General features: G+C 58.0%; 33 protein-coding genes and 1 pseudogene. 4 read left to right on the plus strand and 30 right to left on the minus strand.

The features are described from left to right. Positions 1-2 precede the first annotated feature (2 nt). From LIY45_RS02140 to LIY45_RS02180, 9 genes are all read right to left on the minus strand, one after another. On the minus strand, positions 3-266 hold the full coding sequence (locus LIY45_RS02140) for a hypothetical protein (RefSeq protein WP_226475153.1): 264 nt from the start codon (positions 264-266) through the stop codon (positions 3-5). Between the two features lie 58 nt (positions 267-324). After that, positions 325-636: a hypothetical protein gene (locus tag LIY45_RS02145; protein WP_019818225.1), complete on the minus strand. Its 312-nt coding sequence runs from the start codon at positions 634-636 to the stop codon at positions 325-327. A 53-nt stretch (positions 637-689) separates the two neighbouring features. After that, positions 690-896, minus strand: a complete 207-nt coding sequence (locus tag LIY45_RS02150) for a hypothetical protein (RefSeq protein WP_226475154.1) — start codon at positions 894-896, stop codon at positions 690-692. A 30-nt stretch (positions 897-926) separates the two neighbouring features. Next, positions 927-3,641 carry a toprim domain-containing protein gene (locus tag LIY45_RS02155; protein ID WP_226475155.1) on the minus strand — a complete coding sequence of 905 codons (2,715 nt, stop codon included), beginning with the start codon at positions 3,639-3,641 and terminating at the stop codon, positions 927-929. A 6-nt stretch (positions 3,642-3,647) separates the two neighbouring features. Beyond that, a complete protein-coding gene (locus LIY45_RS02160; RefSeq protein WP_226475156.1) occupies positions 3,648-3,881 on the minus strand; it encodes a hypothetical protein in 234 nt (77 codons plus the stop codon). Between the two features lie 72 nt (positions 3,882-3,953). After that, complete coding sequence (locus LIY45_RS02165) at positions 3,954-4,325, minus strand: hypothetical protein (protein ID WP_226475157.1); 372 nt, start codon at positions 4,323-4,325, stop codon at positions 3,954-3,956. After that, complete coding sequence (locus LIY45_RS02170) at positions 4,325-4,621, minus strand: ogr/Delta-like zinc finger family protein (protein ID WP_226475158.1); 297 nt, start codon at positions 4,619-4,621, stop codon at positions 4,325-4,327. Before LIY45_RS02170 ends, LIY45_RS02165 begins: the two co-directional genes overlap by 1 nt. Next, positions 4,618-5,091 (minus strand): YmfL family putative regulatory protein, encoded by a 474-nt coding sequence (locus LIY45_RS02175; protein WP_226475159.1) that lies wholly within the window; start codon positions 5,089-5,091, stop codon positions 4,618-4,620. Before LIY45_RS02175 ends, LIY45_RS02170 begins: the two co-directional genes overlap by 4 nt. A gap of 29 nt (positions 5,092-5,120) precedes the next feature. After that, positions 5,121-5,321, minus strand: coding sequence for a DNA-binding protein (locus LIY45_RS02180; RefSeq protein WP_083360378.1), 201 nt, complete (start codon positions 5,319-5,321; stop codon positions 5,121-5,123). A gap of 84 nt (positions 5,322-5,405) precedes the next feature. On the opposite strand from LIY45_RS02180, the gene LIY45_RS02185 reads away from it, so the two are divergent. Further along, positions 5,406-5,744 (plus strand): helix-turn-helix transcriptional regulator, encoded by a 339-nt coding sequence (locus LIY45_RS02185; protein WP_226475160.1) that lies wholly within the window; start codon positions 5,406-5,408, stop codon positions 5,742-5,744. A gap of 217 nt (positions 5,745-5,961) precedes the next feature. After that, positions 5,962-6,123 (plus strand): hypothetical protein, encoded by a 162-nt coding sequence (locus LIY45_RS02190; RefSeq protein WP_226475161.1) that lies wholly within the window; start codon positions 5,962-5,964, stop codon positions 6,121-6,123. A gap of 187 nt (positions 6,124-6,310) precedes the next feature. On the opposite strand, the gene LIY45_RS02195 is transcribed toward LIY45_RS02190, so the two are convergent. Then, entirely contained in the window at positions 6,311-7,162 is an 852-nt protein-coding gene (locus LIY45_RS02195; RefSeq protein WP_226475162.1) for a hypothetical protein, read from the minus strand. Between the two features lie 171 nt (positions 7,163-7,333). Between LIY45_RS02195 and LIY45_RS02200 the strand changes: the two genes are divergently transcribed. Further along, a complete protein-coding gene (locus tag LIY45_RS02200) occupies positions 7,334-7,792 on the plus strand; it encodes a hypothetical protein (protein ID WP_226475163.1) in 459 nt (152 codons plus the stop codon). Between the two features lie 5 nt (positions 7,793-7,797). On the opposite strand, the gene LIY45_RS02205 is transcribed toward LIY45_RS02200, so the two are convergent. The 13 genes from LIY45_RS02205 to LIY45_RS02265 all read right to left on the minus strand — a co-directional run bounded on the left by LIY45_RS02205 (position 7,798) and on the right by LIY45_RS02265 (position 19,868). Further along, positions 7,798-9,102 carry a phage late control D family protein gene (locus LIY45_RS02205; protein ID WP_226475164.1) on the minus strand — a complete coding sequence of 435 codons (1,305 nt, stop codon included), beginning with the start codon at positions 9,100-9,102 and terminating at the stop codon, positions 7,798-7,800. Further along, on the minus strand, positions 9,099-9,539 hold the full coding sequence (locus LIY45_RS02210) for a phage tail protein (RefSeq protein ID WP_226475165.1): 441 nt from the start codon (positions 9,537-9,539) through the stop codon (positions 9,099-9,101). Before LIY45_RS02210 ends, LIY45_RS02205 begins: the two co-directional genes overlap by 4 nt. Positions 9,540-9,545: 6 nt before the next feature. After that, on the minus strand, positions 9,546-12,692 hold the full coding sequence (locus LIY45_RS02215; RefSeq protein ID WP_226475166.1) for a phage tail tape measure protein: 3,147 nt from the start codon (positions 12,690-12,692) through the stop codon (positions 9,546-9,548). Then, the gene (locus tag LIY45_RS02220; protein ID WP_177026853.1) at positions 12,682-12,801 is read right to left on the minus strand and encodes a GpE family phage tail protein; all 120 of its coding nucleotides are present in this window, start codon (positions 12,799-12,801) and stop codon (positions 12,682-12,684) included. Before LIY45_RS02220 ends, LIY45_RS02215 begins: the two co-directional genes overlap by 11 nt. Before the next feature lie 8 nt (positions 12,802-12,809). Further along, positions 12,810-13,151: a phage tail assembly protein gene (locus tag LIY45_RS02225; RefSeq protein ID WP_177026852.1), complete on the minus strand. Its 342-nt coding sequence runs from the start codon at positions 13,149-13,151 to the stop codon at positions 12,810-12,812. 44 nt (positions 13,152-13,195) lie between these two features. Continuing rightward, on the minus strand, positions 13,196-13,711 hold the full coding sequence (locus LIY45_RS02230; RefSeq protein ID WP_177026851.1) for a phage major tail tube protein: 516 nt from the start codon (positions 13,709-13,711) through the stop codon (positions 13,196-13,198). Positions 13,712-13,768: 57 nt separating this feature from the next. Continuing rightward, positions 13,769-14,938 carry a phage tail sheath protein gene (locus tag LIY45_RS02235; RefSeq protein WP_226475167.1) on the minus strand — a complete coding sequence of 390 codons (1,170 nt, stop codon included), beginning with the start codon at positions 14,936-14,938 and terminating at the stop codon, positions 13,769-13,771. A 129-nt stretch (positions 14,939-15,067) separates the two neighbouring features. Next, positions 15,068-15,445: a phage tail assembly chaperone gene (locus tag LIY45_RS02240; RefSeq protein ID WP_226475168.1), complete on the minus strand. Its 378-nt coding sequence runs from the start codon at positions 15,443-15,445 to the stop codon at positions 15,068-15,070. A gap of 8 nt (positions 15,446-15,453) precedes the next feature. Next, positions 15,454-17,343, minus strand: coding sequence for a phage tail protein (locus LIY45_RS02245; RefSeq protein ID WP_226475169.1), 1,890 nt, complete (start codon positions 17,341-17,343; stop codon positions 15,454-15,456). Next, positions 17,340-18,041: a phage tail protein I gene (locus LIY45_RS02250; RefSeq protein WP_226475170.1), complete on the minus strand. Its 702-nt coding sequence runs from the start codon at positions 18,039-18,041 to the stop codon at positions 17,340-17,342. The genes LIY45_RS02245 and LIY45_RS02250 overlap by 4 nt, the downstream gene beginning before the upstream one ends. Then, the gene (locus tag LIY45_RS02255; protein ID WP_226475171.1) at positions 18,041-18,952 is read right to left on the minus strand and encodes a baseplate assembly protein; all 912 of its coding nucleotides are present in this window, start codon (positions 18,950-18,952) and stop codon (positions 18,041-18,043) included. Before LIY45_RS02255 ends, LIY45_RS02250 begins: the two co-directional genes overlap by 1 nt. Then, positions 18,949-19,293, minus strand: a complete 345-nt coding sequence (locus LIY45_RS02260; protein WP_226475172.1) for a GPW/gp25 family protein — start codon at positions 19,291-19,293, stop codon at positions 18,949-18,951. Before LIY45_RS02260 ends, LIY45_RS02255 begins: the two co-directional genes overlap by 4 nt. Next, entirely contained in the window at positions 19,290-19,868 is a 579-nt protein-coding gene (locus LIY45_RS02265; RefSeq protein ID WP_226475264.1) for a phage baseplate assembly protein V, read from the minus strand. The genes LIY45_RS02260 and LIY45_RS02265 overlap by 4 nt, the downstream gene beginning before the upstream one ends. Before the next feature lie 170 nt (positions 19,869-20,038). Between LIY45_RS02265 and LIY45_RS02270 the strand changes: the two genes are divergently transcribed. Further along, positions 20,039-20,950, plus strand: coding sequence for a hypothetical protein (locus LIY45_RS02270; protein WP_226475173.1), 912 nt, complete (start codon positions 20,039-20,041; stop codon positions 20,948-20,950). A gap of 22 nt (positions 20,951-20,972) precedes the next feature. Here LIY45_RS02270 and LIY45_RS02275 read toward each other — a convergent pair whose 3' ends face one another. From LIY45_RS02275 to LIY45_RS02305, 7 genes and pseudogenes are all read right to left on the minus strand, one after another. Beyond that, positions 20,973-21,428, minus strand: coding sequence for a phage virion morphogenesis protein (locus LIY45_RS02275; RefSeq protein WP_226475174.1), 456 nt, complete (start codon positions 21,426-21,428; stop codon positions 20,973-20,975). Further along, positions 21,418-21,900, minus strand: a complete 483-nt coding sequence (locus LIY45_RS02280) for a phage tail protein (protein ID WP_226475175.1) — start codon at positions 21,898-21,900, stop codon at positions 21,418-21,420. Before LIY45_RS02280 ends, LIY45_RS02275 begins: the two co-directional genes overlap by 11 nt. Next, positions 21,897-22,082: pseudogene (lysC, locus tag LIY45_RS02285) on the minus strand (Rz1-like lysis system protein LysC); the annotation flags it as partial. The gene LIY45_RS02280 and the pseudogene lysC, both read right to left, overlap by 4 nt. Then, a complete protein-coding gene (lysB, locus tag LIY45_RS02290) occupies positions 21,997-22,440 on the minus strand; it encodes an Rz-like lysis system protein LysB (protein ID WP_226475176.1) in 444 nt (147 codons plus the stop codon). The pseudogene lysC and the gene lysB, both read right to left, overlap by 86 nt. Next, positions 22,437-22,640, minus strand: a complete 204-nt coding sequence (locus LIY45_RS02295; RefSeq protein ID WP_226475177.1) for a hypothetical protein — start codon at positions 22,638-22,640, stop codon at positions 22,437-22,439. The genes lysB and LIY45_RS02295 overlap by 4 nt, the downstream gene beginning before the upstream one ends. After that, on the minus strand, positions 22,637-23,479 hold the full coding sequence (locus LIY45_RS02300) for an N-acetylmuramidase family protein (protein ID WP_226475178.1): 843 nt from the start codon (positions 23,477-23,479) through the stop codon (positions 22,637-22,639). The genes LIY45_RS02295 and LIY45_RS02300 overlap by 4 nt, the downstream gene beginning before the upstream one ends. Then, positions 23,476-23,799 carry a phage holin, lambda family gene (locus LIY45_RS02305; protein WP_177026838.1) on the minus strand — a complete coding sequence of 108 codons (324 nt, stop codon included), beginning with the start codon at positions 23,797-23,799 and terminating at the stop codon, positions 23,476-23,478. The genes LIY45_RS02300 and LIY45_RS02305 overlap by 4 nt, the downstream gene beginning before the upstream one ends. Between the last annotated feature and the right edge of the window lie 13 nt (positions 23,800-23,812).

Consider the following 23,812-nt stretch of genomic DNA (forward strand, 5'->3'; position numbering starts at 1 on the left):
GATCACTGCCCTCCCATGAGCATGCGAGTTAGCGCGTTGGGCTGGCCGCCGGGTGTCAATTTGCTTAGCGGCTGTGTGGTGGTTCGGCCATTTGCACTGCGCAATGTCGCGATATCGCCAGTGATTGCCTCGATTACGGCTTTGCGGGCGCTGAACCTGTAGCTACGACCACCACCACTGATGGCGATGTAACTGACCTTGTCGCCGACAGCTAGCGGTGTTGTGGTAGCCTCTGCGGTGCCGCCTTGGGGTTGATTCACTTGCATGGTGCTTCTCCTTTGGGTGGTCGGTGTCGAGGGGTTGCAGCCCCTCGACACCACCTTCTTACTGGCTTTCGCCGGTTGGGTTTTGCTTCCGCACCAGGTGCAGCAGCAGGTTTTCAAATTCAACAACCTCGTCCGTTGCTGACTGCCATTCCAGGACTGCCTGGATCTGTTCCCGGCTGCACTCAAGCACCAGAATTTCTTTGTCGCTTACTGCACGAACCTCCAGGATCGCGACCAGGCCGGCCGGGTCGTATGCTTCGGCGTGAACGATCTTCCCGGACTCGTTAAACCAGTCCTTCAGCTCTTTCAGGTGCCGAAGGCGGTTGGTTTCGCCTTGTTGGCCGTCACCGGTGATGACTTGTACGTGCATGGTGCTTCTCCTTTGGGTGATCGGTGTCGAGGGGTTGCAGCCCCGGTGTGTTTTCAGGCTTCGTCGGCCATGTCCTGCTCAATGATTGCTATGACTTCGTCCCGGTCCTTTGCATAAGCAAACGGCAGTTCTCCCCCAGGTCGAGTTACGGGGTAGCGCGACTCAGGTAACCGGCATTCGGCGACGGTGTAACCGTTGTCGGTGATCCAGCAGTTCTGCTGCACTTGCCCGTCTCTGTTTCGTTTGATTGCCCATTTCATGGTCATACCTTCGTTGACTAGGTCCCGCAGTTACGCGCTCTTGAACACCCAGCAGCGCACGGTGAGTGGTTTGTTGAACAAGGCATTGCCGGCGCTTTGAGAGGCGCGGACCGCGCTGTACGTTGACTTGTTGGTTTCCAGCAGCTTTCTGCTGCGGCTCTCCGTCAGCAGGGAACGCAAGGTCTTGAGGTCGGCCAGGTTCTGGCGGTGGATGCTGGCCAGCTCGGCGAATTCGTTGAGATTTATGGCGATCAGCTTCGGGTCAGTGCTGTGGTTGACCTGCGGGCCATCGCCCAGACTTTCCAGGTATTCGTAGACTTCCCAGAATTCAGCCACCAGCGGGTGGTCGGCGCTAATCGCTGACTGGCGTTCCAAGGCCATGACGGTCAAAGCCTGCTGGGTAGTGACCCGCTGGTTTTCGTCCAACGGGCAAATCAGGCACAGGCAATCCACCAGGGCCATGATCTGGCTGTGGTTCTTGATGATCCGCTCGACGCGAATGTCCTTGAGCTTGCGCAGGTGCTGTTCATGAACCAGGACGCGCTCGGCAAATTTCGCCATGATCTGGGCTTCCGCGCGCACGGCCATTAGCAGGAAGTGGCTTAGCTGTTCTACTGGGATCAGGTTGAGGTTATCGGCCGCTGCTCGGCTCTCCGTGGTCACCTCTGGCCGCGCGAAGTGAGATTTGATAATCCGGGTCAGGATCGCTTCAGATGCGCTGACATCGGCGTTTTGGCTGATAGCGATCGCCCCGCGAAACGGCGGCTCGTAGGTCTCATTGCCGCTGGTTTTCATGCCCTTGGTACCGAGGGTGCCACCTCCGAAAAAGTCCTTCAGTTCATCCCAATCGAATCCCTTTGCATGCGCTTTATCCGGCTCATTACGGTCTCCCTCAATGAGCACCACTGGCATGTTGGATACCTGGCCCATGGCCCGCTGCCGGCCGGCGCGGGTTGACTTCGATGGGTCGAAACCTTCGTGTTCACGGCCCAGCAGTTTCCATAGAAAAGTGAGCAAAGTGGTTTTACCGGCGCCGGCCTCGCCCGTGACTTCCAGGAAGGGATATGACTTGTACTGAGCGCGGATCTGCTCAGCGAACAGCGAGCCAAACCAAAAGGCCAGGGCCACGATGCCCTTGGCACCGAAGCACATCCATAACATCGGAAGCCAGTCGCTGCGGTACTGCTTGGCGTCGCGTTGGATGTGCATGGCGATCGACTTCTGCAGCGTCTTGAGGCGCAGCTTGCCGAACTCAAAGAAGTCTTCCTTGTTGACCTGGCTGACCACACCGTTACGCACCGCGATATCGCCGAACACATAGGCGCCGTGTTCCTTGCTGTAGCCCACGTAGTCGATGGTCTCCACGGTTTTCAAGCCGTAGAGCTGGTCCTTCATAATCTTGTCGAGCTGCTGGCCGCTGCCGGTGAATACAGCGCCTGCCGCCATGCTGAGCAAACGTTTCTTGAATTCGCTGGCGGCGGCGACCTGGCCGCCGGTGAAGGTGTTTTTAACGCTGCCCCCGTCATGGGGGAAGTCCACGCGGAAGTAGTACCAAGACTCGTCGGTAACTTCGTTGCGCTGGAAGTACAGAGCCTGGGGGTAGCAGTTCGCAATTTCGACCACGCCACCGCATTGGCGCAGAGCCTTGTCACGGCGCTGTTTGTCGTTGAGCAGTTGGTCTTCCTGACGTTCGGAAGATTCCAGCGACTGCATGGCCTTGTGGAATTTCTCCAGGTCCATTTTGAACCAGTACATCCGGCTTTCGAACCCGAAAAAGAATTCATGGCGCTCGCTCCAGTCGTACATCAACACGCCTTTCTCTGAGGCGCTTTCGGCTAAAAGCAGGTCGCCGTGATAGCGGGCAGCCTTCAGATCCTTTTCGATCTGTTGGGCACGCTGTTCGTCGCCGTCGACAAACTGCCAGCGCTGATGCAGGTCATTCCAGTCAACCTTGCGGCTATCTGGTTGGGGAATCTGCGCTGCTTCGCAGACAAAACCGAGGGCGCGTGCCTGACGTACCCAGCGCTTGGTGTATCGATGGGCACCGGGTTCGTTGTCCAAGGCCCAGATCAGCTTGGGTAGCTTCCCGCCGCGTTGGCGAGCCAGCTCTTTAAGCGACTCCTCTGGATATGCACCGGAGGACATCGCTGACACTGCTGCAATGCCGTTGTGTACCAGGGCGATGGCGTCAAAGATGCCCTCGACAATCCACAGCTCTTTGACATCCAACAACTCGACGCATGGCGGGCACCACCACACGCCACGGGGGCTGTCGCCTGGTTTGAAGCGAGCCTTCATCTTGCCGAAGCGATGTGGGCGGTCAATTAACCGTTCCCAGTAGCCGCCTTTGTCCAGCGCGAACCGCACTGTGGCGCTGCCTTCGTTCAGCTCGTTGGAAAAGTATGAGTCCTGGGTAAACCAGCCCTGAATTACATCGAAGCGGAAACCCCGGGCGAATTCCAAGTAAGCACGGGCAGTAGCGTTTGGGTGCTGTTCAGTAGCCGGTGCACGGGTGCTCCAGTCATTGAACAGATCCTCGTAGAGTTCTTTTACGTGCCAGGTTTGGCCGCACTTACCACGGCCGCAGCGGATGACCCACGGATCATCGTGGAAAGCGAACAGCTCCTTTTTGTTGCAGGCAGGGCACTTGCCCTCTCGCATGTATTTACCGGTCTTGTACTTGAATCCATAGTCGGATTTCAGGCGGTCCAAGATGTCGGCGCGCAATTCGTATTCCATCTTCATCGTGGCTTACTTCACTTCGCCAAGGCTGTATTTAAGGGCGCCGATCAGGCGTTTTTGCGCGGCCATCACCGGGAAGGCCGCGAGCAACGAGTCATGCCGAAAACCCTCGGGGATCATGCGAAACCGATCGTCATACCAGTGCTCGTTGAGCAGTGCCGAGTACTGCACGCGCAGGTCCTGGAGCAGGGCCTCTGCCTGGTCACGGGGCAGTTTTGCGGTGACGGCGATGTCGATTTCCATGGTCCACCTCGGATTGCGGGCAAAGCTCACCCAAACCCATTGAAAACGGGGGCGGGCGGGGTTAGTCGGGGTTTACGGTGTTACGAGGCGCAGTCGGCGGTTTTCCGGTGCGTTGATGATGCGTTGGTAGATCAGGCTGACCGGGACGGCCCAGGTCATTCCGCTGGCCGGGTCTGTGATGACAGCCACGGCACCGGAGCTTGCATCGACGTCCAGCTGGTGGCGGTCGTTGTTGGATTTGAGTTCACCGTAGGCGCGGCTGATCAGTTTTTCAGCCATGTGCAAAGGCACTTCCAGGCTGGCCACCAAGTGCTGCACCGCGCGGCAGAAAAGCAATTGGTCGTTGCCGAGGTACTCGGCCTGGTGACGTTGCAAGAAGGACAGGCCAGCGGTTTGCATGGTCGCCTGGTATTCCTGGTAATCGGTATCGGTAGCTGTATTCATCACGCACGCTCCATTTCCAGTTGGTCCAGCAGGTCGGGTTGATCGTTCTTTACCGTGAGGTTTCGACGTGCAAGCAAACGCACTTTCGTAGGAGCCATCGGCAGCACTGTAAGTGGGCGGTCAATGCCCGACGGGCTGAGCTGATATTCCCAGACCAAGGAGCCGGAAAAGGTGGCGCCGCACAGCAGGTTGGTGCATTCCGAGTACATCGAACGGAAACAAGGCGTTTGCCCTTCGGAGGTGCGGATACGCATCGAACTGTTGCAGCAAGGGCAGACCAGTTTGTAAGTACTCACTGGACAGCTCCCGCGCTGTAAAGCTGGATGGTCGCGAACACCTCGGCATACCGGGCCGACATGTAGGTGATCAACGCGGCGACGATCGCGTCGGCCTCTCGCTTTTCGATAACCCCATCATCCAGGGCGGCGGACATGATCTGGTCGACCTTGCCCCGCTTGGCCGAAGCCTTGAGCGAGCGGCTGTACAGCTCCACGTTGTCCAGCGTTTCCGGGAGGCTCAACGGTACGAACATGCCGCCGTACATTGAGGCGATGTAGTCAGGGAGAAAGGCTGTTTTCGCGACCTGCTCCAACCGATGGATATGTTCGTCGGTAAGAGGGCGGCTGCCTGCGTTTTCGTAGGCCTGATTGTCGAACTTCTTGAGCGGCATCCCGAGGTTTGCGGCTGCGTAGGCGCGGCCACCTGGATAGGCGCTGATAACGGCCATGACCACGTTCTTTCTGCTGTCTAGAACTCGGCGTTTCATCTTCTGGTTTCCCCTTGGAGCCAGAGGCCCTAGTTTGTAATCACGCCGTCTTTGATCCCGAGCAGTACTGCTGCCCGGTGCGCTTCTCCACGACGACCTTTCTTGCGGCCGTTGAGCAGGTCGCTGACCAGATTTCTGTTCAGCTCATACTTTCGGCAGAACTCGGCAATGCTCACGCCTTTGCGGTCAAGAGCCGCGCGGGCTTGCTCGGGTGTAAGGGGGGCGGGCATAGTGTTCATGTGTGTTGGTTCGTGTTGATGTGGGGTCATTCTTGAATAAAAAAATGTTCAAGTCAATAAGGGTTGATCAAAAAAATGTACATTTCTGATGGGGTGGGCGATCGCCTGAGAGAAGAGCGCGACCGTTTGGGCCTGAATCAGACAGATTTTGGGGCGTTGGGAAGCGTCAGCCGAGGGACACAGAAAGCGTACGAACTGGGTACCAATTCGCCTGATCTGCGTTATCTGTCAGCGCTGGAAAAGGCTGGGGTGGATGTTCAATACGTGCTGACAGGCGCCAAGGCGCTGCTGTCAGAGGACGGGATTGATAGCGTCGAATCCAAAATTCTTGAAAGTTACCGATCGCTTTCCGACGGCGACAAAGCGTCCGTCGTGCGTCTCACCAATGCCCTGGCAATAGCGCCGGCTCATTAAGTTTTCTTCTGCATCACGGGCCGGTGGCATTCACTTGGCCGAGTTCTCTATGGACTACATCTGATTACTTCTCTACCCACAGCGTCCGTCGCTTTTTATTGCATGGTAGGGGTGGTGGCACATCCAAACATGCTGAGAATCGTTCGTTCGCCGGGTGTTTTCGACGGCACTACTGACGGTGCCGGGCACCCGTTACGTGTTGTAAAGGGAGTAGAACATGTCGGTGAACAGCGATGCAGAGACCAATCAAAACGGAAGCAATGAAGACCAGCGTTTGACCACCGCCGAGTTGCACCTCTTGAAGGGGTTCAGGCAGTTGAGTGAAGAACACCGGAACGACATCCTTCGGTTCATTGATGTGCTCTTGAACGCCCAGTAGAGGGGAGAAGCCCGGTACGCCGGGCTTTTAAATAAGGCAGATGCGGTGCGCATCATGTGCAAAGGCGCACTCCAGCTCACCACCTATTTGTATGCGACATGACCAGCCTTGTTCATCCAACCTGGCCGATGATTGCATCGTTTGGACCAGCATGCTTCGCACTATGGCCGGCAGAGAACGAACCTAGTTAGGCATGGGGTGATATCGGCTGGTCGCAAGGCGGATCGTCTGGTCGTGGAAGCTTATGCTGAGTTGCCCTCTCGATCGTATCTCTCCAAGTCATAACGGGAAATTGGTCACCGTTGATCGGCGGTTGAGTTCGCAAAAAATCGGCCAGATCAAAAGGCAGGCTGAAGTAGCGTTCTATCCACATAAGCAAATCCTTAAGCTTTGGAGGATTCAACACCTTTGCGCCCAGTTTGTGCTTACCAGCTTTGTGGATCGTCGATTTGGGATGAACTAAACGATTTCTCTGACTAAAGACTTTACGTAGCGTTTCGGCCTCGGCACAACCTGAAGGTAACACGTAGTTAGGTAGCACTGTTTTCGGACCATGCAACCATTTTTCCGGCGTCGGTTTCAACTCGATGAGTCGGAATTCATCCTCCCTATCAAGCATCGAGAGTGCCCAAGCTAAGGCAAGATTTATCTCAGCTTCACAAAGTGCCGCTGAGAGTATTGCCACCTCGGTATAAAGAATCATGATCCGCCCTAAGTAGCGGTGGGAAACTCGCTCTTCGGGTGTTTTGTCGATACCGGATCGACGTTTCGCTTCTTCATCAATCTCCACGTCAGACGCTTTGGGGTTCAGGGGGATCAGCTGTGCGCGCCACTTTTCATAGTTAGCGCTTGCCTCTACGGTGGCACAGGCAGCATCTTTTTTGATCTCGTCACGCAACGCGACAAACTGCGGCCAAAGACCTATCAGTACCTGTTCGAGCCAGTTGTCGTTTCCTACATGCCAGTTGGGGACCAAAACGGGGGCATTAGAAAGCTTCTCGCGAAACTCGTCCAAACCATCACCAATGATCAACGCCATGGTATTCCTCTCGGTCCGATGCCGGATGCATCGATGTTTTTGTAGGTGGTCAAGTTGGCGCAATCACTCATAATGCTGCTATTGCCGAAACGGCCATCGCTTAATAGCCTATGGAACTTGGCAACACGCCAGATGCAAAGGTATCAAGGAATGATCCAGAGAGGGGCTGCTGTGAAAACTGACGTATTGATTGATATTGGAGCTTGCGCGCTGTTGCTGGCGCTTTCCACAAATGCGCTCGCTGAACCTTGCGATACCATTCTTGCTGCCCTCCAGCAGGAACGCCATCTGTCCCTCGTCAAGCAAACCGAAGGCAAACAGACCACTGAATATCGTGACGGGCAGAACACTGCGCTGTCTCTCAGCTGTGCCATGAGCAGCCCTAACATCGCCATCACCTGGGATGGTCCAGCCCCGGACCAAGCTTTCTATGACCTTGTCGGTCGTGCTGGTAGTCTGGTTTCAATCCAGTCTGCGGCAGCGGTCGTGAAGGCGTCCAAGCAGTGCCGCAAAGAAGCACTGAAGGACGACAGTGAGATTGCCACTGTCGAGCAAAAAGGTTTGGCCGTCGAATGCCAAGCCTTCGCTCGTGATGGTGGTGGCACGGTCATTACTGTGTTTGGCGAATAACATCCCTACACCTTGGCCCTGCCGCTTGTGGGGCCTTCCACCTCGGCCTTCGCCGCCTGTAACCTCTTCCATTCCCGATCCACCGCGCGCTTCGCCGTATTCTTGTTGGCGTACAGCCACAGCAGCCGTCTCGGCTTTGCCTGGTCGCCGGCCGTCATGGTTTTCTCTTTGCCAGTTTTGTCGTCGCGGTAGTAGGCGATGATCCCGGTGTAATTCAGTTTGTTCTCTTCAGCCAGGTCGTCGACCGTGTCTTCCGGCAGCTTGCTTTCCAGCTCCAGGCTCATCGTGTAGCCGTTGTCTGGGCTGAGGTTGTGCTGCACGTTGCCGCCGTACCAGATGATTTCGTCGATTTCGTCCTTCACGCCGTGGAGCGTGTAGGTCAGTTCCGGGATCAGATCGGGCCGTCCCATAGCGAGCGTGTAGCTGAGCGTGGCGCTGCCACGGCGCAGGCGGTTGAATTCTGCCCGGGCCGCACGTAGGGCTGACTGTTTGTCGCTGTAGGTGTGGCGCAGGTCTTTGAGGTTTTCGCCGCCGCCGGCAATGGCTTCCTGTTTTTTGGCACTGTTCACGTCGTAGAAGTAGGCGCGCACGCCGTCGTAGCTATCACGGTCCGCCATCAGGTAGCGGTGTTGGTCACCGTCGGAGCGGGTGAGGGTGATGTGAGGCAGATCCAGGCCGCTGGCAGTCTTTCCACCACCGGCAGGCATGCACAACAGGCACCCGGCCTTGACGCTGGCCACAGCGTCGAATTCTTCGCCCAGGCGGCTGATCAGATTAGCGTCTGACTCGTTGGCCTGATCCAGCTGCAGGATGGGCAGGCCATCGAGGGCACCGGCAATGGTGGCGGTGAGGCCATTACCGATGGCGATATCGCCCAGGACGTCACCGAGGGTTGTATTGCTCCAGCTGCGTTCGCGCTTGGTCTTGAGCCCCTTGCGCAGGTCTGCCGAGCGGGCACGGATGCTCAGCACGTCCGGGGCGCCGCTGTGTTCTGTTTCGTCGACGGTGTAAGTGCCTTTATCGACTAGACCGGTGTCGCTCCAGCCCAGCCATAACCGCACCACAGCGCCTTTGGGTGGAATCGACAGCAAGCCGTCGTGGTCGCTAAGAGTGATGCTGAGCTGGTCGGCCTCGATTCCGCGATTGTCGGTTAGCTCCAGGCTCATCAGCCGCGGGCTGATGAGCTGGGCGATGTCGTTGCCGTCGACGGTCAGGCGGAAAGCCGGTACCGGATATGCCGCATCGCGCTTGTAGCGACCGACCGTGTCCTTCAAAAAACCGGTTACACGGGAAAGGGCGGCCTCGATCATAGCAACCCGCGCAGGATGTTCATGCCGACGGCAGTGCCTGCGCCGAGCAGGTCGATCCGGTCATCGTCGGTACGTGTGAGGGAAAGGTTAAACTCAATGCGCCGAGGCGTCCCATCGCGAAAGAAAAAGGTCTTGGTTTCGCTCAGGCTTTCGATGACCCACAAGCCGTATATGCGGCCACTGCCTTCGACCATGGGCCAGGCCGTGCCGGTGTTGGCCATTAATCGAAGGGTGTCCAAGCTGAGAGTGGTGCCTGCCAGTTCCGGGAGGAGGATACCTGGCAGCGTGATGGTGTCCTCGCCACGCCCGAGGAACTGCCGTGCAGGTGCTGCACCGATTCGGCTATTGCTTGCATGGCGCCAGTTGGTTTGGCGCTGCAGCTCCTGGTAGGCGGCGGTCGTGAGGCTGAAAACGAACATGCCAAGGGCGAGCATCATTGGGCATTACTCCAGATCAGACAGCTTGCTGCGCGTGCGGGCACTTTTCTCGCTAGCGATGCGGGCCAGCTCGGCACGCACAGCCCGGGCAATCGCTCGTGCATCGTCACCTGGGGCTGGGTGGATGTTGATTTCATAGTGGTCATGGCTGTCATAGCTAGGCGCCGCGAGCTGATTAATTGGGGGGCGTTCATCGATAGCGATTGCGGGTGTCGCTACCGTTCCCAGCGCCAACGTCCCAGCGGTGATGAACTGCTTGCCGAAGTTGATCAAGGCTGTGAGAGGGTTTTCCTCAAGCGGTGCTGGAGCCTGTGCAGTGGCGGGTAATGAAGGAATGAAGGGCCTGTCTGCAGAGTGCAATTGCGCGTATGGCTTCTTTTCTACCGCGATTGAAGGTGCCGCTGCGGTTCCCGGTGCCCGCGTGCCGGAATTGATGAACTGCTTGCCAAAGTTGATCAAGGCTGTGAGAGGGTTTTCCTCAAGCGGTGCTGGAGACTGTGCAGTCGTGGGCACGGAAGGGATCAACGGCCTGTCCAGCGCGAACCCTCTGGCGTCGCTGAGGCGTACGACTGAAACCGGATTACTATCACCGCTCGGGGTGGCGATCAGAGGGGCCGGGAACGCGGGTACTGGCAAGGACAGCTGTCCCGCTTGAGTGATCTGCTTGCTGAGGTCGTTGATCGCCCCGAGTGGACCTTTCTCGCCGGCTTCCAACCCTTGGGTCAATCCAGCCATAGTAAAGCCGCCCAGCTCCGCAAACACCCGCGACGGGCTGTGAATGCCAAGCTTTTCCTTGAACCATCCAATGGTCGAATCGCCGATCGATACGATGGTGTCCTTCACCAGGCCCATGCCGGAAATCAGGCCATTGACCAGGCCGTTGACGATCATGCTGCCGAATTCGGTGAAGCGTGAGGGCAGTTCAATGCCCAGGTAACTCAGTACTCCGGCAAATGCCTGATACACCAGCCCCAGAGGGCTGAAGTTCACAAGCGTGGTGATGATGCCAGCAATGCCGCCGTCGAATCCTGCCTTGATTTCAGTCCAGGCATTGCTGAAGTACAGCTTCACCGCGTCCCAGTTTCGGTAGATCAGGTACGCGCCACCGGCAATCGCGGCAACAACGGCGGCGATGATTAGAACAATCGGGTTTGCCGCCAAGCTCCACAGGGCCATACCGACCGTCCGAATTGCGGTCAGCAGTGCACCGCCCATACTCATGGCCAGCAAACGAATGCCCTGCATCAGCATAGGAAAGGCGTTTCTGGCGAGGCCAACCAACGTCGGGAACAGCCGCTGGGTTACTGCGACAATCCCGGCGCTCTTGAGGCCGAACAAGCCCATGCCGTAACTGACCACTGCGAAAGGACCGATCAAGCTAGCCAGGGTCAAGGCAAGCGCGCCAAAGACACCGGCCAGCACACCGACCACCATCAGGGTTTTCAACATGGCAGCGGCAGCAGCTGGGTTCTCCTTCATCCAGGCGGTAACGCCTTTAATCGCTTCGGTGATGCTTTTCAGTGCTTCGACGTAGGTGGGCAGAATCGCCGCGCTCATCTCCCGGTAAGCGTTGGCTTTCTGAGCGAGCAGCTCCAGCTCGACGCCCTGGGCGGTGTTCATACCCTTGTCGTAGAGCTGGTCGATGCCGTCGGCGCCGGCATTGAGCTTGGCGTTTTTGTGAATTTGCTCGCGTTGCAAATACATCTGCGCGAATAGGTTGGATGCGGTGCGGTTGGAGAAGATGCTGCCAATACTGTCCAGCACCTGCTTTTTATCCGTGATGCCTTTGGCGGCGAGCTGCGGCAAGAGGATTTTTTCCATCCATTCAAACTGGTTTTCCCGGAACAGCTCACTGCCCTTGATTGCCCCAACATCGAGAAAGGCAATTTGTCCTGCCTTGTCGTGCTTGACCTTGGCCGGATCGACCAACCCCAATTTCTCCAGATTATTGGCCGCACGCTTGGTGGTTTTGCCCTGATAGATGTTGGAGTAGGCGCTCATCATCGCCGTACCGACGCGGTGGCCGCCCATTTCCTGCACCAGAGGTTCCATCTGGTAATAGAACGCCTCGTCCTTGATGCCTTTGGCCGCAACGCCACCGGTCTTGATCACGTTCAGCCATTCATTGGGTCCCACACGGCCACCAGTGGCGGTGAGGATGCGTTGCACGATATCGGCTTGATTGATGAACGCCTCTTTGCTTGCCAGGCCACCACGCAGCTCGATCACCTTGAGCATGTCCATGAACTTGCGTTCGTTCTCGGAGCCTTCTTCCTCGCCGTACATGGCGTGGTTCGCGAACTTCATTTTTGCCAAAGTTGGGGCAACCATTTCGGCTTCGTGCTCATCGGCGAACACCGTCATTGCATCCCGTACCAACGTCAGGTTTTCCGTAACGCTGGTGCCGTAGGTCTTCATGCGCTTGGCAAACTCGATTGCTTTGCCGGTGTCTTCTTTGCCCAGGCCCAAGGCGGCGACGCGGTTCTCTTCAAGTGCGAACTGCTTGCCTTCCTGCAAGGGGGCGTACAGACCACGACCGATGGCATAGCCGGTGCCCATACCAGCGGCGCCGGCCATCGCAGCATCCCCCGCGAACTGTTTGCGTCCGCTGTAAGTGCTGTCGAGTCGTGCTCGGGCCTTTGCCATTCGTTCCTGGGTGGCGTTCAACGCACGCAGGCGCCGGCCTTGCTCGCTGATGCTGTTATTCGTGGAGCTGATCTGCTCGCGCAGCTGACGTTCGTGGGCACTGAGATTCTTGGTGCTGATGCCGGCGTCGGAGAGCTTGGAGCGCAGCCGCTGAAGCAGCTCGCTTTGCTGCTGGTGTTCTTGTTTCAGACGCTGTGCTTCGCGCACCGCCGCGCGGACGTCCCTGGTCATGGCCTTGGTGGGTACGCCGGTCGCGGCGAATTGCTGGCTGAGGGCTTTAACCCGTTCGCGGGCTGCGTCGAGGGACTGCTTAGTTTCGTCAGCAGCAGTCTTTTGAGAGCGCCAGGCGCTCACGTCTTTCTGCTGGGTGTTGAGTTCCTTCAGGCGCTCACGGGCGGCTTTCAATGCTCTGGCGGTTTCAGTGCTGGCCCCGGAGATTTTCTTCAACGGGCCAGTGGCTTTGTCGATGGCGTCCAGCAACACGCGCAGTCTTAAATCATTCGCCATCGACACAGCTCCGCATTCGCGCCCGTTCGCGCCAGTCCATCAATTCCTGCAAGCCCAACTGATCCATGTCAGATGGTGCCCAGTGAAAAACCACGGCCAGGTCGGCCATGGCGTCCTCTACGCAACGAGGGATGCATCCGTTTTCACCGACTTCTGCAACAAAAAACCAATGACCTTGCTACCAATGGCGACCAGGTCGGCCGGGTCTAGGCCGGCTGCTTCAACTGCGGTAATGCCCGGGTTGCTGATGCGTGGGATGACCTTGATCAGGCTGGCGACATCCAGGTTCAGAAGATCGGACAGGCTCACACCGCGAAGCTCACCCGAGGAAGGTTTGCGCAGGGTGATGGTGTCGATGGTGGTGGTGCCACGACGGATCGGGGTGTCGAGGGTGACGGTGTTGTCGTCGGCCAGCGGCTGAACGTCTGGCTGGTCGGTGGCTGCTGCTTTGGCTGTCATTGGAAAAGCTCCTGATGAATGTTGTCGGTGGTTGAGTGTTGGGATCAGACGCCCAGGGCGTTGCGCTGTTTGGCGAGCATGTCGACGCCATTGACCTTCTCGATGAAGTTCAGCAGGTCGATTTCAATGATCTCGGTGCCGTCGACCGTCAGCTTGTAATAGCTGCAGGTGGTTTTGATGGTGTGTTCCGTGTCTTCGCCGGCTTTGGCTTCCCCCATCTCGATGTTTTCATGTCGCCCGCGCACCACGACTTCCACGGTGCTGACTTCGTCGGTGTCGTCCTGCTGAAAAGGGCCAGAGAAACGCAAGGCCACGGCCGAGGCATTCACCGCGCCGAACTGTTTCAAGGAGATGAGATCCAGACCACCGGTCTTCCATTCGAACTGGATACCGTCGTCGGCCATGCCAAGGTCTACTTTGACGGGACCGTTCATGCCTCCACCACGGTAGGCTTCCATCTTGCGGCCGAGCGGCGGCAGGGTGACGGACTTCACCACGCCCAAGTAGTTGTTGCCGTCGTTGAACAGGTTGAGGTTCTTGAGTTTGCGAGGCAGGGCCATGGCAGTGTTCTCCGGGATTCGGGTTCAGGGTGAACTCCCCTCGCGGGGAGGCCCGGTTTAGCTGTTGATGCCTTTGGCGAAGTCGATCAGGTAGCGGTCGGTGATTCGCTGGCGGAAGGTGAGGTCTTCCAGGGGCGGTACGGGCGTGTAGTCGTAATCCACCCAGAGCTTGCCGGCCTTGAGGGTGTCTTTGTCGTTGACGTCTTCCGGGTACCAGCAGCTGCCGCCGATCAGGTAGCCCTGCGATTTCAGCTCGCGCATCTTGGCGTTCACCCCTTCGACCAGGTCGCGCACGAGCGAGGCATGCATGGGACGGTCAACTGCCCACATATGCGCCTCGGCCATGGTGTCAGCGAGGATTTGTGCGGTGCGGGTGTAGTTCTCGAAAGCAAACTGCGGATCGTCGCTGCAGGTGCGGCTACCCCAGAAGCGAAAGCCGTTGGCGTTGATCAGGGTGGTGACGTCGTTGCTGTTGAGGTAGTTGGCGTCGGTGGCCGGGTTTTGCAGGTCCCAGAACACGTCGGCGCTGATACCAGTGACGCCGCTGACGGCGACGTTGGAGAGGGTTTTGTGCCAGCCCGTTTCCTGATCGATCTTCGCTCGCAGGCCGAGAGCCCGTGCTACAGCCGAGGCGTTGGCGGTCTTGTTAGCGACGGTGTCCCAACTGAGGAAGTCCGGCCAGATCACCATCATTTCACGGGAGCCGAAGTTTTCGCGGTAGGCGACCACCTCTTCCTTGGTTTTGCAGTTCCAAGCGCTGACGTAGGCGAATGCGCGCAAGTCTTTGGCGATGGCGCCGAGGGCGGTGGCCACCGGCAAACTGTCCAGGCCTGGCACGCCAAGAATACGCGGGGTCATGCCCAGGCGGGCCTTCGCGGCGAGCAGCGCTTTCATGCCGGTGTATTTGCCATCGGCAGTGGTTGTGCCAATAAGCGCGGTGGTAGTTGCCGCGTCGTCGGCGCCTTCCTTGACCCGCACCACGATGACATAGGGTTTTGTCTGGTCGGCGATGCCTTGCAGGCTCGCAGCCAGGGTGCCCTTCACGCCGGCCTTGCCGACAGCCGTTTGCACGTTGGTGATCAGGACGGGAGTGTCCAAGGGGAAAACAGTGGCGTCCGCATCTTCAGCCGTGCAAACCATGCCGATAACTGCGGTGGGGATAGTGCGAATGGGGCGGGTGCCGTCGTTGAGTTCGATGACCCGCACGCCGTGGAGATAATCGGCCATGGGTTGTGCCTGCGCTGTGATGGAATGACAGTGCACAGGCTGCCGCGCGCGCGCCGGTTGAGCGAGCGCTGGGGCTTGTAGGGAAGGGCATTACAGGGCGCCACGGCGGTAGCGCCCAAGAGGTATTGGTTATTGGACCTGGTCCGCGATCCATGCAGGCGCTTTCGGACGCAACGCGGTTGCGGGAAAGTCAGGGGACAACGGCCAGTCGCGCAACGCTTGGACGTAATCCAACAGTTCGCCTGACTGCGCGGGGGTCAGCGTCGTCTTGCGTTCGGAGTCAACTTCGTCTCGGTGCCGCTCGCGCAGCCATTTGACGCTTTCAATCTCAGCGTCGCGCCAGGCCCTTTCGGGTATAGCCGGGTCGAGGATAAAGGCGGGGTCAGGTTTTCCACCAGCCTTTAGCCACTTCTCGTAATCAGTCCAGAACCGATGTCCACGCGGAACAGTTGCCCCGTCAGGCAATTGAATAACGGTGTCTGGGTTTTCAGTCAGCCGATAGTTCATGACGACTCCTATAGTTCTGCGTCTGCGGTTGCATGGATGTAATAGGTTTGGGCAGCAATACCTACGTCGCTGTTATCAATAGACGCCTGACGGGTACCCACTATAAACGCCCGAGCATTTCCACTTGAAATCACGTCGCTGCCGGAACGCCATTGGCCGTCAGCCCCGCCGCCCATGGGCCTGTACAGGCGAACGCTCGGAGTTGCCCTCTTTTCTACCCTGAACGCCCAGTGCCCGACAGGCTGACTACTCGCACCACCCTGGCCGGCATACACAATGGAAATCAAGGCGCCGGAAATATCGACACCATTTTTGGGTTCGATGTTTTGCGAGAACGTTTTTTCAAAGTACCGCTGGCACAGAATCAGTTCTTCAGCAACTGGTCTCAATTCAAACTCAGTGGAGATATAACCGCTCTCTAGCTGCACACGGGCTAAATCTAAACTATATGCACCCTTACCCAGGCTACCGAAAACCAACTCAAGGTAATCCCCATCGGAGGCTCTTTTTTTACCCTTGATAGAGGGAACATCTAATGAAACTACATACTTTTTGAACTCGGTCGTTACGGTAATTTCTGTGCCAACACCTGCACCGCCATCTGAACCACCAACACCAAATGATTGACGCAAGATCACGCCACACTTGTGGCTAATCGACGAGCGCATATAGAACGAAACCGTGACGCTTTTGCCTGCACAAGTTTCTACGCCTTCGATTCTTTGGCTGATGTTGAGGCCGTCACTGCTACCCGAGCGCGAAACTCTTAAGCCATAACGTCCTTCGTCAAATCCTGCACCCGGCTCAAAAGCAAGGCGCTCCCAGGTTGCGGTCGAATTGGTGGGCATATAAACGATCCAGCGGTCAGGGCCGTAGAACGCTTGGGGCGGCCCAGACGCATTGCCAACCTGGCCAAGCGCGCCTCGCTGCCAAATATCGAAGTTGCCATTGATCAGACGGTTTTTACGAAAGACGTGAGCGGGGAAAGCCTGGCTGGGACTTTCGATCTGCGCTCGTACGGCTTCGGTATTGGTGACACGTTTCGAACGATCATCCACCGCCGGAGTAGGAACCGATAGGCCACCGGCCCACTGAAACGTCAGCGGCGTGGTACCCAGTATGATCGGGGCATCAGTAGTCAAGTGCCACAGAGTGTCGCCGTTGACGGTGCCGCGTTCGACATGCACCAGTAACCCAGGGGTCACTTCAACGCTGCTATCAGCATCAGCGGCACGGGGCCAGATATCTGCGGCGGTAAGATAGAGCCCATTGTCTTTGCTCTGTGCCTGGTCCTTCACCAACACACGCGAGCCGGCCGGCACTGCGATACCGTCAATTGTCTGTGCACCTGCTAGGACGATAGGGCCGGTGGTGGCGACCACCACTGACTGTTTCACGTCCTGTTGGTTGATTGCGTCGGTAATGGAGTCCGTAACGAACTTACGGGTTGCCAGCACCACTGATGGATCGATCAACAGGACTACGTTTGCAGCACTGGACACGATGAAGTTCACGCGCACGACTTGGGTACGCCCGGAGCCCTGGGACATCAGCGGCTTGTAGCTCGGCGCGCAGTTAGCCACGGCGACCAGGTCCCCGTCAGCGTCGTATAGGCCGATCTCCCGAATCCACCACCCACCTTCATCGGCGGGGATGATCTGTTCGGCAATCAGGATGTTTGGGTTGGCCGGATCGATCGATAGCTTGTTCAACTGCCGGCGTCGACGCTCGTTGATCAGTTTCTTCTGCGTCCTGTCGGGGATCGGGTCGGTGCCGTTGGCATCACCCACCCCCAGTTCCGTGAGTTTCCAGGGAATGCCCAGGGCGTCCGCATTGGCCTGTTTGGCTTCACCGACAGCGGTGAGAATCGCGAAGAATTGAGAGTTGGGATCGATCATGGGTAGATGTCCAGAGTGTCGATGGTGTGTTCCCGGCCGGCGGCGCGGATGTGGCACGCGAGGTCGATAACGCCCGGTACCGGCGGATAGATGTCGACGGTGTCGATGGTGTGTTCGCGACCAGCGGCGCCGATGACGCCAGTGGTAACGATGTCGCGGAGAACGGGCGGATAAACGTCGATCTCATCGCCGTCGTAAACGCTGGCGAAAATGTTGGTGGTCCCGGTGGTTTCGAGGCTGATGGCCAGACCCGTCAGGTGGCGGGTGACCGGCCTGGCGTCATCGATGAGCCAGGTCAGCTCCTGATACATCTCTTCGGTGATACCGGTTTCCAGCACGCCCACCTTGATGGCGAACGTCCCTGGCACGCCCAAGGGCGTGGTCTGCCACCACTCCAGCACCTCAATCAGGTAGCCCAGCGGCTCGACGACGCGGCGCAGTGCCCCGATGGTGCCCTTGCGCGAGTGGATGTAGTGGGATGAACGAATGGCGGCGCGCTTCGCCGCTTCCGTCCACTTGCTGTCCCAGCGGTCAACCGAAAAGGCCCAGGCCAGGTACGGCAGAAGATCGACGGGGCAGGTGCCAGGGTTGCAGAGCTGGCGTAGAGGGATCGGTACGCGCTGGATCTGCGCGAGCGCCTGCGCCGCTTGGCGTTCCAGCGGCGTGGAGTTCCCCGGCAGCAGCTGCTGGGCGGTCATTATTCGGCGCCTCGGGTGACGGTGACTTTGGTGCAGAAGGGCGCCTGGGCTTTGGTCGCGACGATATCGACCCAGCCTTCCAGCTCGACCTTGCGCACGCCCTCAACATGCAAAGCCGCATGCAGGGCTGACTCCGAGACCTCCATGCCCAAGCGACGCCGTTGGTGAACGTAGGCCAATAAACGCTGCTCGGCGGCTGCAAGGATCGGTTCCGACTCTGGCCCGCTGGAGAGCAGGAAGAGCTGGGCTTTGACCTGGTAGTTGAGAATCTCCGCGCCCTGGACAAGCAAACGGTCGGCCACCGGCCGGCGGTCTTCGTCGCTGAGGTATGTGTTGACCAGGGCGAGCAAGTCAGGGGAGGCCGTGCCATCGCCGAGCAGCGATTGCACCGTGACCACCGCCACTGCGGGCGACGGGCTTTCAGCGGTAGCGTCGGCAACCCGGCCGTCCGCTGCTCGGGCGTGGAAGATGTAGCTGTTGCGAGGGCCGGCGGTGCTCAGTCCCTCCCAGGCCATTTGCGCCCGTTCGCGTAGGCTGTCGTCACTCTCCATGAGCCTTGGCACAGGTGGCACCGCCGATGGCTTGCCTTCCTGAATGACCAGCTTTTTCACGTTGAAGTTGGCCGCCAGTTGTTCCAAGTCGGTCCCACGAGCGGTGGCGAGCAGGTTAGCCAGGGAGGCTTCGTTGACCCGTTGACGCCAGATGGTTTCGCGGTAGGCGTTCTCTTGCAGCAGTTTGGCCAGCGGCTCCGATTCCATGTCGAGTCGTGCGGCGATTTCAGCCTGTTCCTCGGCCGGCCAGAGGCTGATCATGTAAGCCTTGCGCTCGGCCAGGATCAATTCGAAGTCGATCTGCTCGACGATCTGCGGCGGTGGGAGCTGGCTGAGGTCGATGGCGGCGAAGCTGTTCATACACTGCCTCCCAGTTGCAGCGGTAAGCTGAGGCTCAGTGGTTCATTGGTGTCGACCACGCTGCCTTCCAGATCAATCACGGCTTGGCCTTGCAAGCTGGCCCCGGTGAACTGCACGCGGCTGAGGCTGATGCGTGGCTCCCAGCGCATCAGTGCCATGACCGTGGCGGCGTAGACCTGTAAACGGATGACATCGTTGAACGGATGGTCCACCAGCTCGGGCAGCAGGCTGCCATATTCGCGGCGCATCACGCGGGTACCGAGTCGGGTGGTGAGAATGTCAGTGATGCACTGGCTGATATGGGCGCGGTTGTCGATGGCGCCGCCGGTTTGTCTGTTCATGATGGGATAGGCCCCCCGGATTGATCGCCACCGGACTTGACGCCTGTGTGTGGGTGTTTGACCAGGCTGACCCCGGCCGCAACGACATCAATCGAGACGGTGACCTTGCCGGTGACGTTTTGGTTGCCTGTCTGGGTGTAGTCGCCCTTGTGTGTGATATCGCCAACCAGGTTTATGCCGCCCGTGCTGATCAGGTTGGTGGTGCCGCCGTCGACCAGGGTGGCGTTGAGGTGGTGGGCGACACTGTCGTACTCAATCACCGTGCCGTCGGCGTAGGTTCGACGATGTAGGCCGGCTCGGTTACCGTTGGCGGGAATGTGATCGCTGGGCAGGCCGGTGATGACGACACCATTTGCGAGTTGGCCGGATGGGCTGAACAGGATCACCTGTTCGTCGACGGTCGGTGGGTCCCACTCGCGGTCAGCTCCGGCGCGCAGGGCGAGCCATGGCAGCCAGGCGGTGGTCAGTGCCCCGGTTTTAACCTGCACGCGCGGGGGCTCCATCTGCACGGCGGCTATGACGCCGAAACGGATGAGGTTTTCGAGCATGCGGGCGAGGGCGGCGAGATCGTTCATGGCGCCGATGGTGATTGCTCGCGCGCGTCGAGACATCATCTGCATTTTGTAGGCGCCTTCGATACAGGCTACGTCTCAATCCTAATCGTGATGGCTTTTTGATATTTTGCTCTCGAGAACATGTATTATTCTGGGACTTTTATGAGCCAACTTTGGGCAGGGAAGACGTGATGAGTACAGGATCGGATAAGGTGAATGGTGATGCTGAGATTGTGCGTGAAGTAATAGTTCGTGAGAAACATAGTCGAGAGATGGAACTGTATCTGTGGGGGTTCGCAAGTGTTGGCGTATTAGGCGGAGTTTTTATCGATCTGCTTATAGGTCGAAATCCTGCGCAGGTCATGTCTGAGCGCTACAGCGACTTTATGATCGCGTTGATGGTGCTGTTCTTTCCAGTTCTTTTTAGATTGATATTTAATGCTTATCCTGTTGAGTTGTTGAGGCGGAAACGTTCATTGGCTGAGTCTTCAGGACTCTCAGAAGTGTCACAGTCTTCGGTTGTTACTTCTAAAATTAGAAGTGCGGAGGTTATAGCTTTGTCTGAGGTTATTGAACGAGGAGATCACGCAAATTTTTCAGCATCTGAACTTTTCTCATATTATGCTTCGACGTCGAGGAATTTGTCTCAGAATTTATATGGTAGGTCAGGTGTATATCTACTGGTAGGCGTTTTTGTAGCATTCTCAGGTCTCGCGTTTTTCTACATGGAAACGTTGAACTCCACTGCTTATAAAGGGGCTGAGCTTGTTATTGTTTTAGCACCAAAATTCGGGATTCTCTTTTTTATAGAGTTAGTGGCATTTTTCTTCCTTCGACAGTATCGATCCGCAATGGACGAATTTCGATACTACGAGGCAGTAAAACGGAAGCGGGAAGAAACTTTGGCGCTTATTCAACTTACCTTTGAGAGTGGAAAAGGTGCCGAGGTTCTGGAGCTGGTGAAAAATGGGTGCTTTTTCTCTGAAGGTAAGTTTTTGAGTAAGGACCAGACTACTGAAATTATAGAGTCGCGAAAGTTGGAGAAAAGCGAGCTGGAAGTGCTAGAGAAAATTATAGATATTGTTTCTAGTAGTAAAAAATAATTCGTTTGTATTGGAGTAAGGACTATATGAGGTGACTGAGTAGGTGATCGCGAATTAACTCGATGTCATCGTCCGTAAATCCAAGCAATTCGCGTTGCTCGTAGCGCACTTCAGGAGCGCCACGTTCAGCGCGGTCTTTCAGACCATATTGATGAACCCGAGAAATCCGGGCGATACGCCCGGTAAAACCGACTGAAACGCTGTTGGCCTCGCCTCGGATCTTCAGGTATTTCGCGGTTCTCAGTTTCTGGAACATCGCCAGCTTGCGGCGAACCCGCCCCTGTTTACCTCGCAGGTCCCGCTTTTTTCGAGGGGCGTACTTACTACCGTCCGGATTTTCCTGCGCTACCACGCGTTTCTGCTGGTTGCGGCGCAGTTTTTGGCCGATGCTCCGCGCAAGTTTGCTGCGCTCCCCAGGCTCCAGCCGTGCCAATAGCACCGCCGCCCATGTCTCCAGCGCTTCTAGGTTACTGGACATCTGGCACTATCCATTCACTGGTGTTGCCCTGGGCCCCGGGCTTCCAATTCGGATCGAGATAGCCAGCCACTCGCTGCGGTTCATTCGGATGTTTGACGGTGGTGTTGCCCTGGTCGTCGCTGCCCACGACTACGCGCTCTGTTAGCTGCAGGGTAATGCTGAGGTCCACCTTGTTCTTGTCCAGGATGTCGGCTTCGAACTGAATGCCGTCTTTGACCTTGTCGAGGTTTTCCAGCAGCTCGGACTGGTTGACGCTGAGCCAGCCCAGGATCGGTAGGATCACGCTGTCGGGGTGGCCGGCGAACTCGGTAAGGATGATCTGCAGGTCAAAGCTGTATTCAAACGACAGGGTATGAGCAGCGGTGCAACGAACCCTGCCGTTGTCGATGAAGATCAGCAGGCGGTCGGGGTTGTGCTTGAACTCCGCAACGGTGGCCAGCAGGTGGGCGCGCAGGCTTTCGGGCTTGTTCATGGTTGGGCCTGCTGGTGTTTGTAGACCATGTCTACCTGGGCGGCGCAATCGGCCCATGCAGCTTCGGCGCGGTCCTGATCGGTCAACTGGTCACCGTTATTGCGCGGGCTGGTCGCCGGTAGTTGGCACGGCACCACGGCCGGACAGCCAGTCACGGTAAGCTGCGGCGCCGGTGAGGGCGGGGCGCTCGCGCAACCGGCGAGCAGCGTCAGGCAAAGGCTGAGCAGCCCAGTCGCGTAGTTCGGAGTTTTCACGTTTCAGGTCCTCTATGGTTCGCTCGCGTTTTGCCAGGCTCAAGCGCAGTTGGTCCTGCTGAGTGCGCAGGTTGCTCTGTGCATCGCGCTCCTGCTTCAGGGTGGTGCTAAGCGTGTTGGCGGTCGCCAGGTTGCGATCGGCGTCATCGCGGGCCGTCTTGGCCGCATCTTTCGCCAATTGGGTTTGGCCCTCGGCGACGTCGATCCGTTTTTCCTGACCCCAGATCAGCAGCGCCAGGGCACCGAGCAGGGCGAAGCCGTATAGGGCCTGGCGCAGGGTGCTCACGCGCGGTACCAGCCGAGTTTGTTCATCGCGGCGATGTTGAGCTGCTTGATGGGGCCGCGCACGATCACCGCTCTGGCACCGTTCATTATCTGAATGGACTCGGCCAAGAGCTGCATGTCGTCCTGCTCGGACGACTCCGGCACCACCAGCACGTCACCGTCCTGCACCCGCAGTTTTTCTACCGCGTCGAAGTCGATCATGCCGCCACTCCTTGCCCACACTCGCAACCGGCGTGCCGCTCGTAGGCGCGCTGGAGCTTGGTGTCGTAGAGATTGCGCAGATAGTCCGGCCCGTTGTAGAGCTTGGCGAACTCGGCCCATTTGCGCGCTTTCAGAGCCTTGTGTAGCGTCGGGTCGGTCTCGATGAAGCGGGTGAAGGCGTCGAACTGCTGTGATTCGCCGGCACTCATTGCCGCGACAAAGTCCTGCACGCTGGCATAGCCGAGGCGCTTCCAGTGGAAACCCATGATCTGGAAGGCGCCCCAGGAAGCCGACTCTAGGGCGGCGGAGTCGTCAATCAGTCGGGCCATGGCCAAGCGCTGGTGCTCGGCGGTACCACCGATGTATCCGCCGGGCTTCGGGTTGACCAGGGCGGGGTTGGCCGTGGCGAGCTGGTCGGCGTGCCGCTTGAGTTCGGCCGGGTCATCGCCAGCGTTTCGAACCGTGGCGAGCTGGCGGTACATGATGTGGCGTTCGAACAGAATTACCGGCTTGTCGTTGTCGAGAAAGCCCTTCCCCTTGGATTCCACTTCGTTGACCGCGTAGATGCTCGCCAGCGGCACTCCGAGGCGTTCGGCAGCGAGCACCAGGTCATTGTTGCGCAGCAGCTGGGCGCAATCGCCGCCGGTAAGGCTGGTTTGCGTATTGTTGCCGGCTACACCATCGGCGACCAGACCGACTTTGACCTGGTAAGCGCGAACGGCAGCCTCGGTAGCATCGCCGTAGTCACCATCCGGCACCAGGCTGGCGCCGTGCTTGTTCAGGTTCTTTTGCAGCATCAGCACCGCTTGCGAGCGGTCACCGTGGCGAAGTGTGGTCATAGTTGCTCTACCTTTCGGTTGAAAAACTTCTTGGCCGCAGCGCGGGTGCCTTCAACGCCGAGCAGGCCGATCACTCCACCGAAAAATGGCGCGGTGGAGGTCGGGATGCCCAGCAGCGCCAAGCCATGGCTGGCGGCCAGTGCCAAGGATCCGCACAGCGGAGCCTCGACCACCATGCGGCGCAGGGTGCCGCCGCCGTACATGATCCGCAGGGCGGCGATGATCAGGGCGAGGACTCCGGCGTAAAGAGTCGGCCAGTTCTGTTCGAGCCAGGCGGCGAGCCAGGCCCAGGTGTCGGGACGGTCAGGCATGCGCTTCATTCCGTTGTCCAGG

Origin of the sequence: Pseudomonas sp. MWU16-30323 (assembly GCF_020515595.1) — a bacterium.
Classification (GTDB): Bacteria; Pseudomonadota; Gammaproteobacteria; order Pseudomonadales; family Pseudomonadaceae; genus Aquipseudomonas; species Aquipseudomonas yamanorum.

Coding starts and splice junctions, on each gene's coding strand:
- LIY45_RS02300 (WP_226475178.1), bottom strand. CDS start 23,479: ATGACCACACTTCGCCACGGTGACCGCTCGCAAGCGGTGCTGATGCTG.
- LIY45_RS02140 (WP_226475153.1), bottom strand. CDS start 266: ATGCAAGTGAATCAACCCCAAGGCGGCACCGCAGAGGCTACCACAACA.
- LIY45_RS02230 (WP_177026851.1), bottom strand. CDS start 13,711: ATGGCCCTGCCTCGCAAACTCAAGAACCTCAACCTGTTCAACGACGGC.
- LIY45_RS02305 (WP_177026838.1), bottom strand. CDS start 23,799: ATGAAGCGCATGCCTGACCGTCCCGACACCTGGGCCTGGCTCGCCGCC.
- LIY45_RS02240 (WP_226475168.1), bottom strand. CDS start 15,445: ATGAACTATCGGCTGACTGAAAACCCAGACACCGTTATTCAATTGCCT.
- LIY45_RS02165 (WP_226475157.1), bottom strand. CDS start 4,325: ATGAATACAGCTACCGATACCGATTACCAGGAATACCAGGCGACCATG.
- LIY45_RS02275 (WP_226475174.1), bottom strand. CDS start 21,428: ATGTCCAGTAACCTAGAAGCGCTGGAGACATGGGCGGCGGTGCTATTG.
- LIY45_RS02190 (WP_226475161.1), top strand. CDS start 5,962: ATGTCGGTGAACAGCGATGCAGAGACCAATCAAAACGGAAGCAATGAA.
- LIY45_RS02195 (WP_226475162.1), bottom strand. CDS start 7,162: ATGGCGTTGATCATTGGTGATGGTTTGGACGAGTTTCGCGAGAAGCTT.
- LIY45_RS02150 (WP_226475154.1), bottom strand. CDS start 896: ATGAAATGGGCAATCAAACGAAACAGAGACGGGCAAGTGCAGCAGAAC.
- LIY45_RS02280 (WP_226475175.1), bottom strand. CDS start 21,900: ATGAACAAGCCCGAAAGCCTGCGCGCCCACCTGCTGGCCACCGTTGCG.
- LIY45_RS02250 (WP_226475170.1), bottom strand. CDS start 18,041: ATGACCGCCCAGCAGCTGCTGCCGGGGAACTCCACGCCGCTGGAACGC.
- LIY45_RS02220 (WP_177026853.1), bottom strand. CDS start 12,801: ATGGCCGACCTGGCCGTGGTTTTTCACTGGGCACCATCTGACATGGAT.
- LIY45_RS02160 (WP_226475156.1), bottom strand. CDS start 3,881: ATGGAAATCGACATCGCCGTCACCGCAAAACTGCCCCGTGACCAGGCA.
- LIY45_RS02270 (WP_226475173.1), top strand. CDS start 20,039: ATGAGTACAGGATCGGATAAGGTGAATGGTGATGCTGAGATTGTGCGT.
- LIY45_RS02225 (WP_177026852.1), bottom strand. CDS start 13,151: ATGACAGCCAAAGCAGCAGCCACCGACCAGCCAGACGTTCAGCCGCTG.
- LIY45_RS02175 (WP_226475159.1), bottom strand. CDS start 5,091: ATGAAACGCCGAGTTCTAGACAGCAGAAAGAACGTGGTCATGGCCGTT.
- LIY45_RS02145 (WP_019818225.1), bottom strand. CDS start 636: ATGCACGTACAAGTCATCACCGGTGACGGCCAACAAGGCGAAACCAAC.
- LIY45_RS02180 (WP_083360378.1), bottom strand. CDS start 5,321: ATGCCCGCCCCCCTTACACCCGAGCAAGCCCGCGCGGCTCTTGACCGC.
- LIY45_RS02265 (WP_226475264.1), bottom strand. CDS start 19,868: ATGAACGATCTCGCCGCCCTCGCCCGCATGCTCGAAAACCTCATCCGT.
- LIY45_RS02245 (WP_226475169.1), bottom strand. CDS start 17,343: ATGATCGATCCCAACTCTCAATTCTTCGCGATTCTCACCGCTGTCGGT.
- LIY45_RS02255 (WP_226475171.1), bottom strand. CDS start 18,952: ATGAACAGCTTCGCCGCCATCGACCTCAGCCAGCTCCCACCGCCGCAG.
- LIY45_RS02215 (WP_226475166.1), bottom strand. CDS start 12,692: ATGGCGAATGATTTAAGACTGCGCGTGTTGCTGGACGCCATCGACAAA.
- LIY45_RS02235 (WP_226475167.1), bottom strand. CDS start 14,938: ATGGCCGATTATCTCCACGGCGTGCGGGTCATCGAACTCAACGACGGC.
- LIY45_RS02210 (WP_226475165.1), bottom strand. CDS start 9,539: ATGATGCTCGCCCTTGGCATGTTCGTTTTCAGCCTCACGACCGCCGCC.
- LIY45_RS02205 (WP_226475164.1), bottom strand. CDS start 9,102: ATGATCGAGGCCGCCCTTTCCCGTGTAACCGGTTTTTTGAAGGACACG.
- LIY45_RS02295 (WP_226475177.1), bottom strand. CDS start 22,640: ATGATCGACTTCGACGCGGTAGAAAAACTGCGGGTGCAGGACGGTGAC.
- LIY45_RS02185 (WP_226475160.1), top strand. CDS start 5,406: ATGTACATTTCTGATGGGGTGGGCGATCGCCTGAGAGAAGAGCGCGAC.
- LIY45_RS02155 (WP_226475155.1), bottom strand. CDS start 3,641: ATGAAGATGGAATACGAATTGCGCGCCGACATCTTGGACCGCCTGAAA.
- LIY45_RS02260 (WP_226475172.1), bottom strand. CDS start 19,293: ATGAACAGACAAACCGGCGGCGCCATCGACAACCGCGCCCATATCAGC.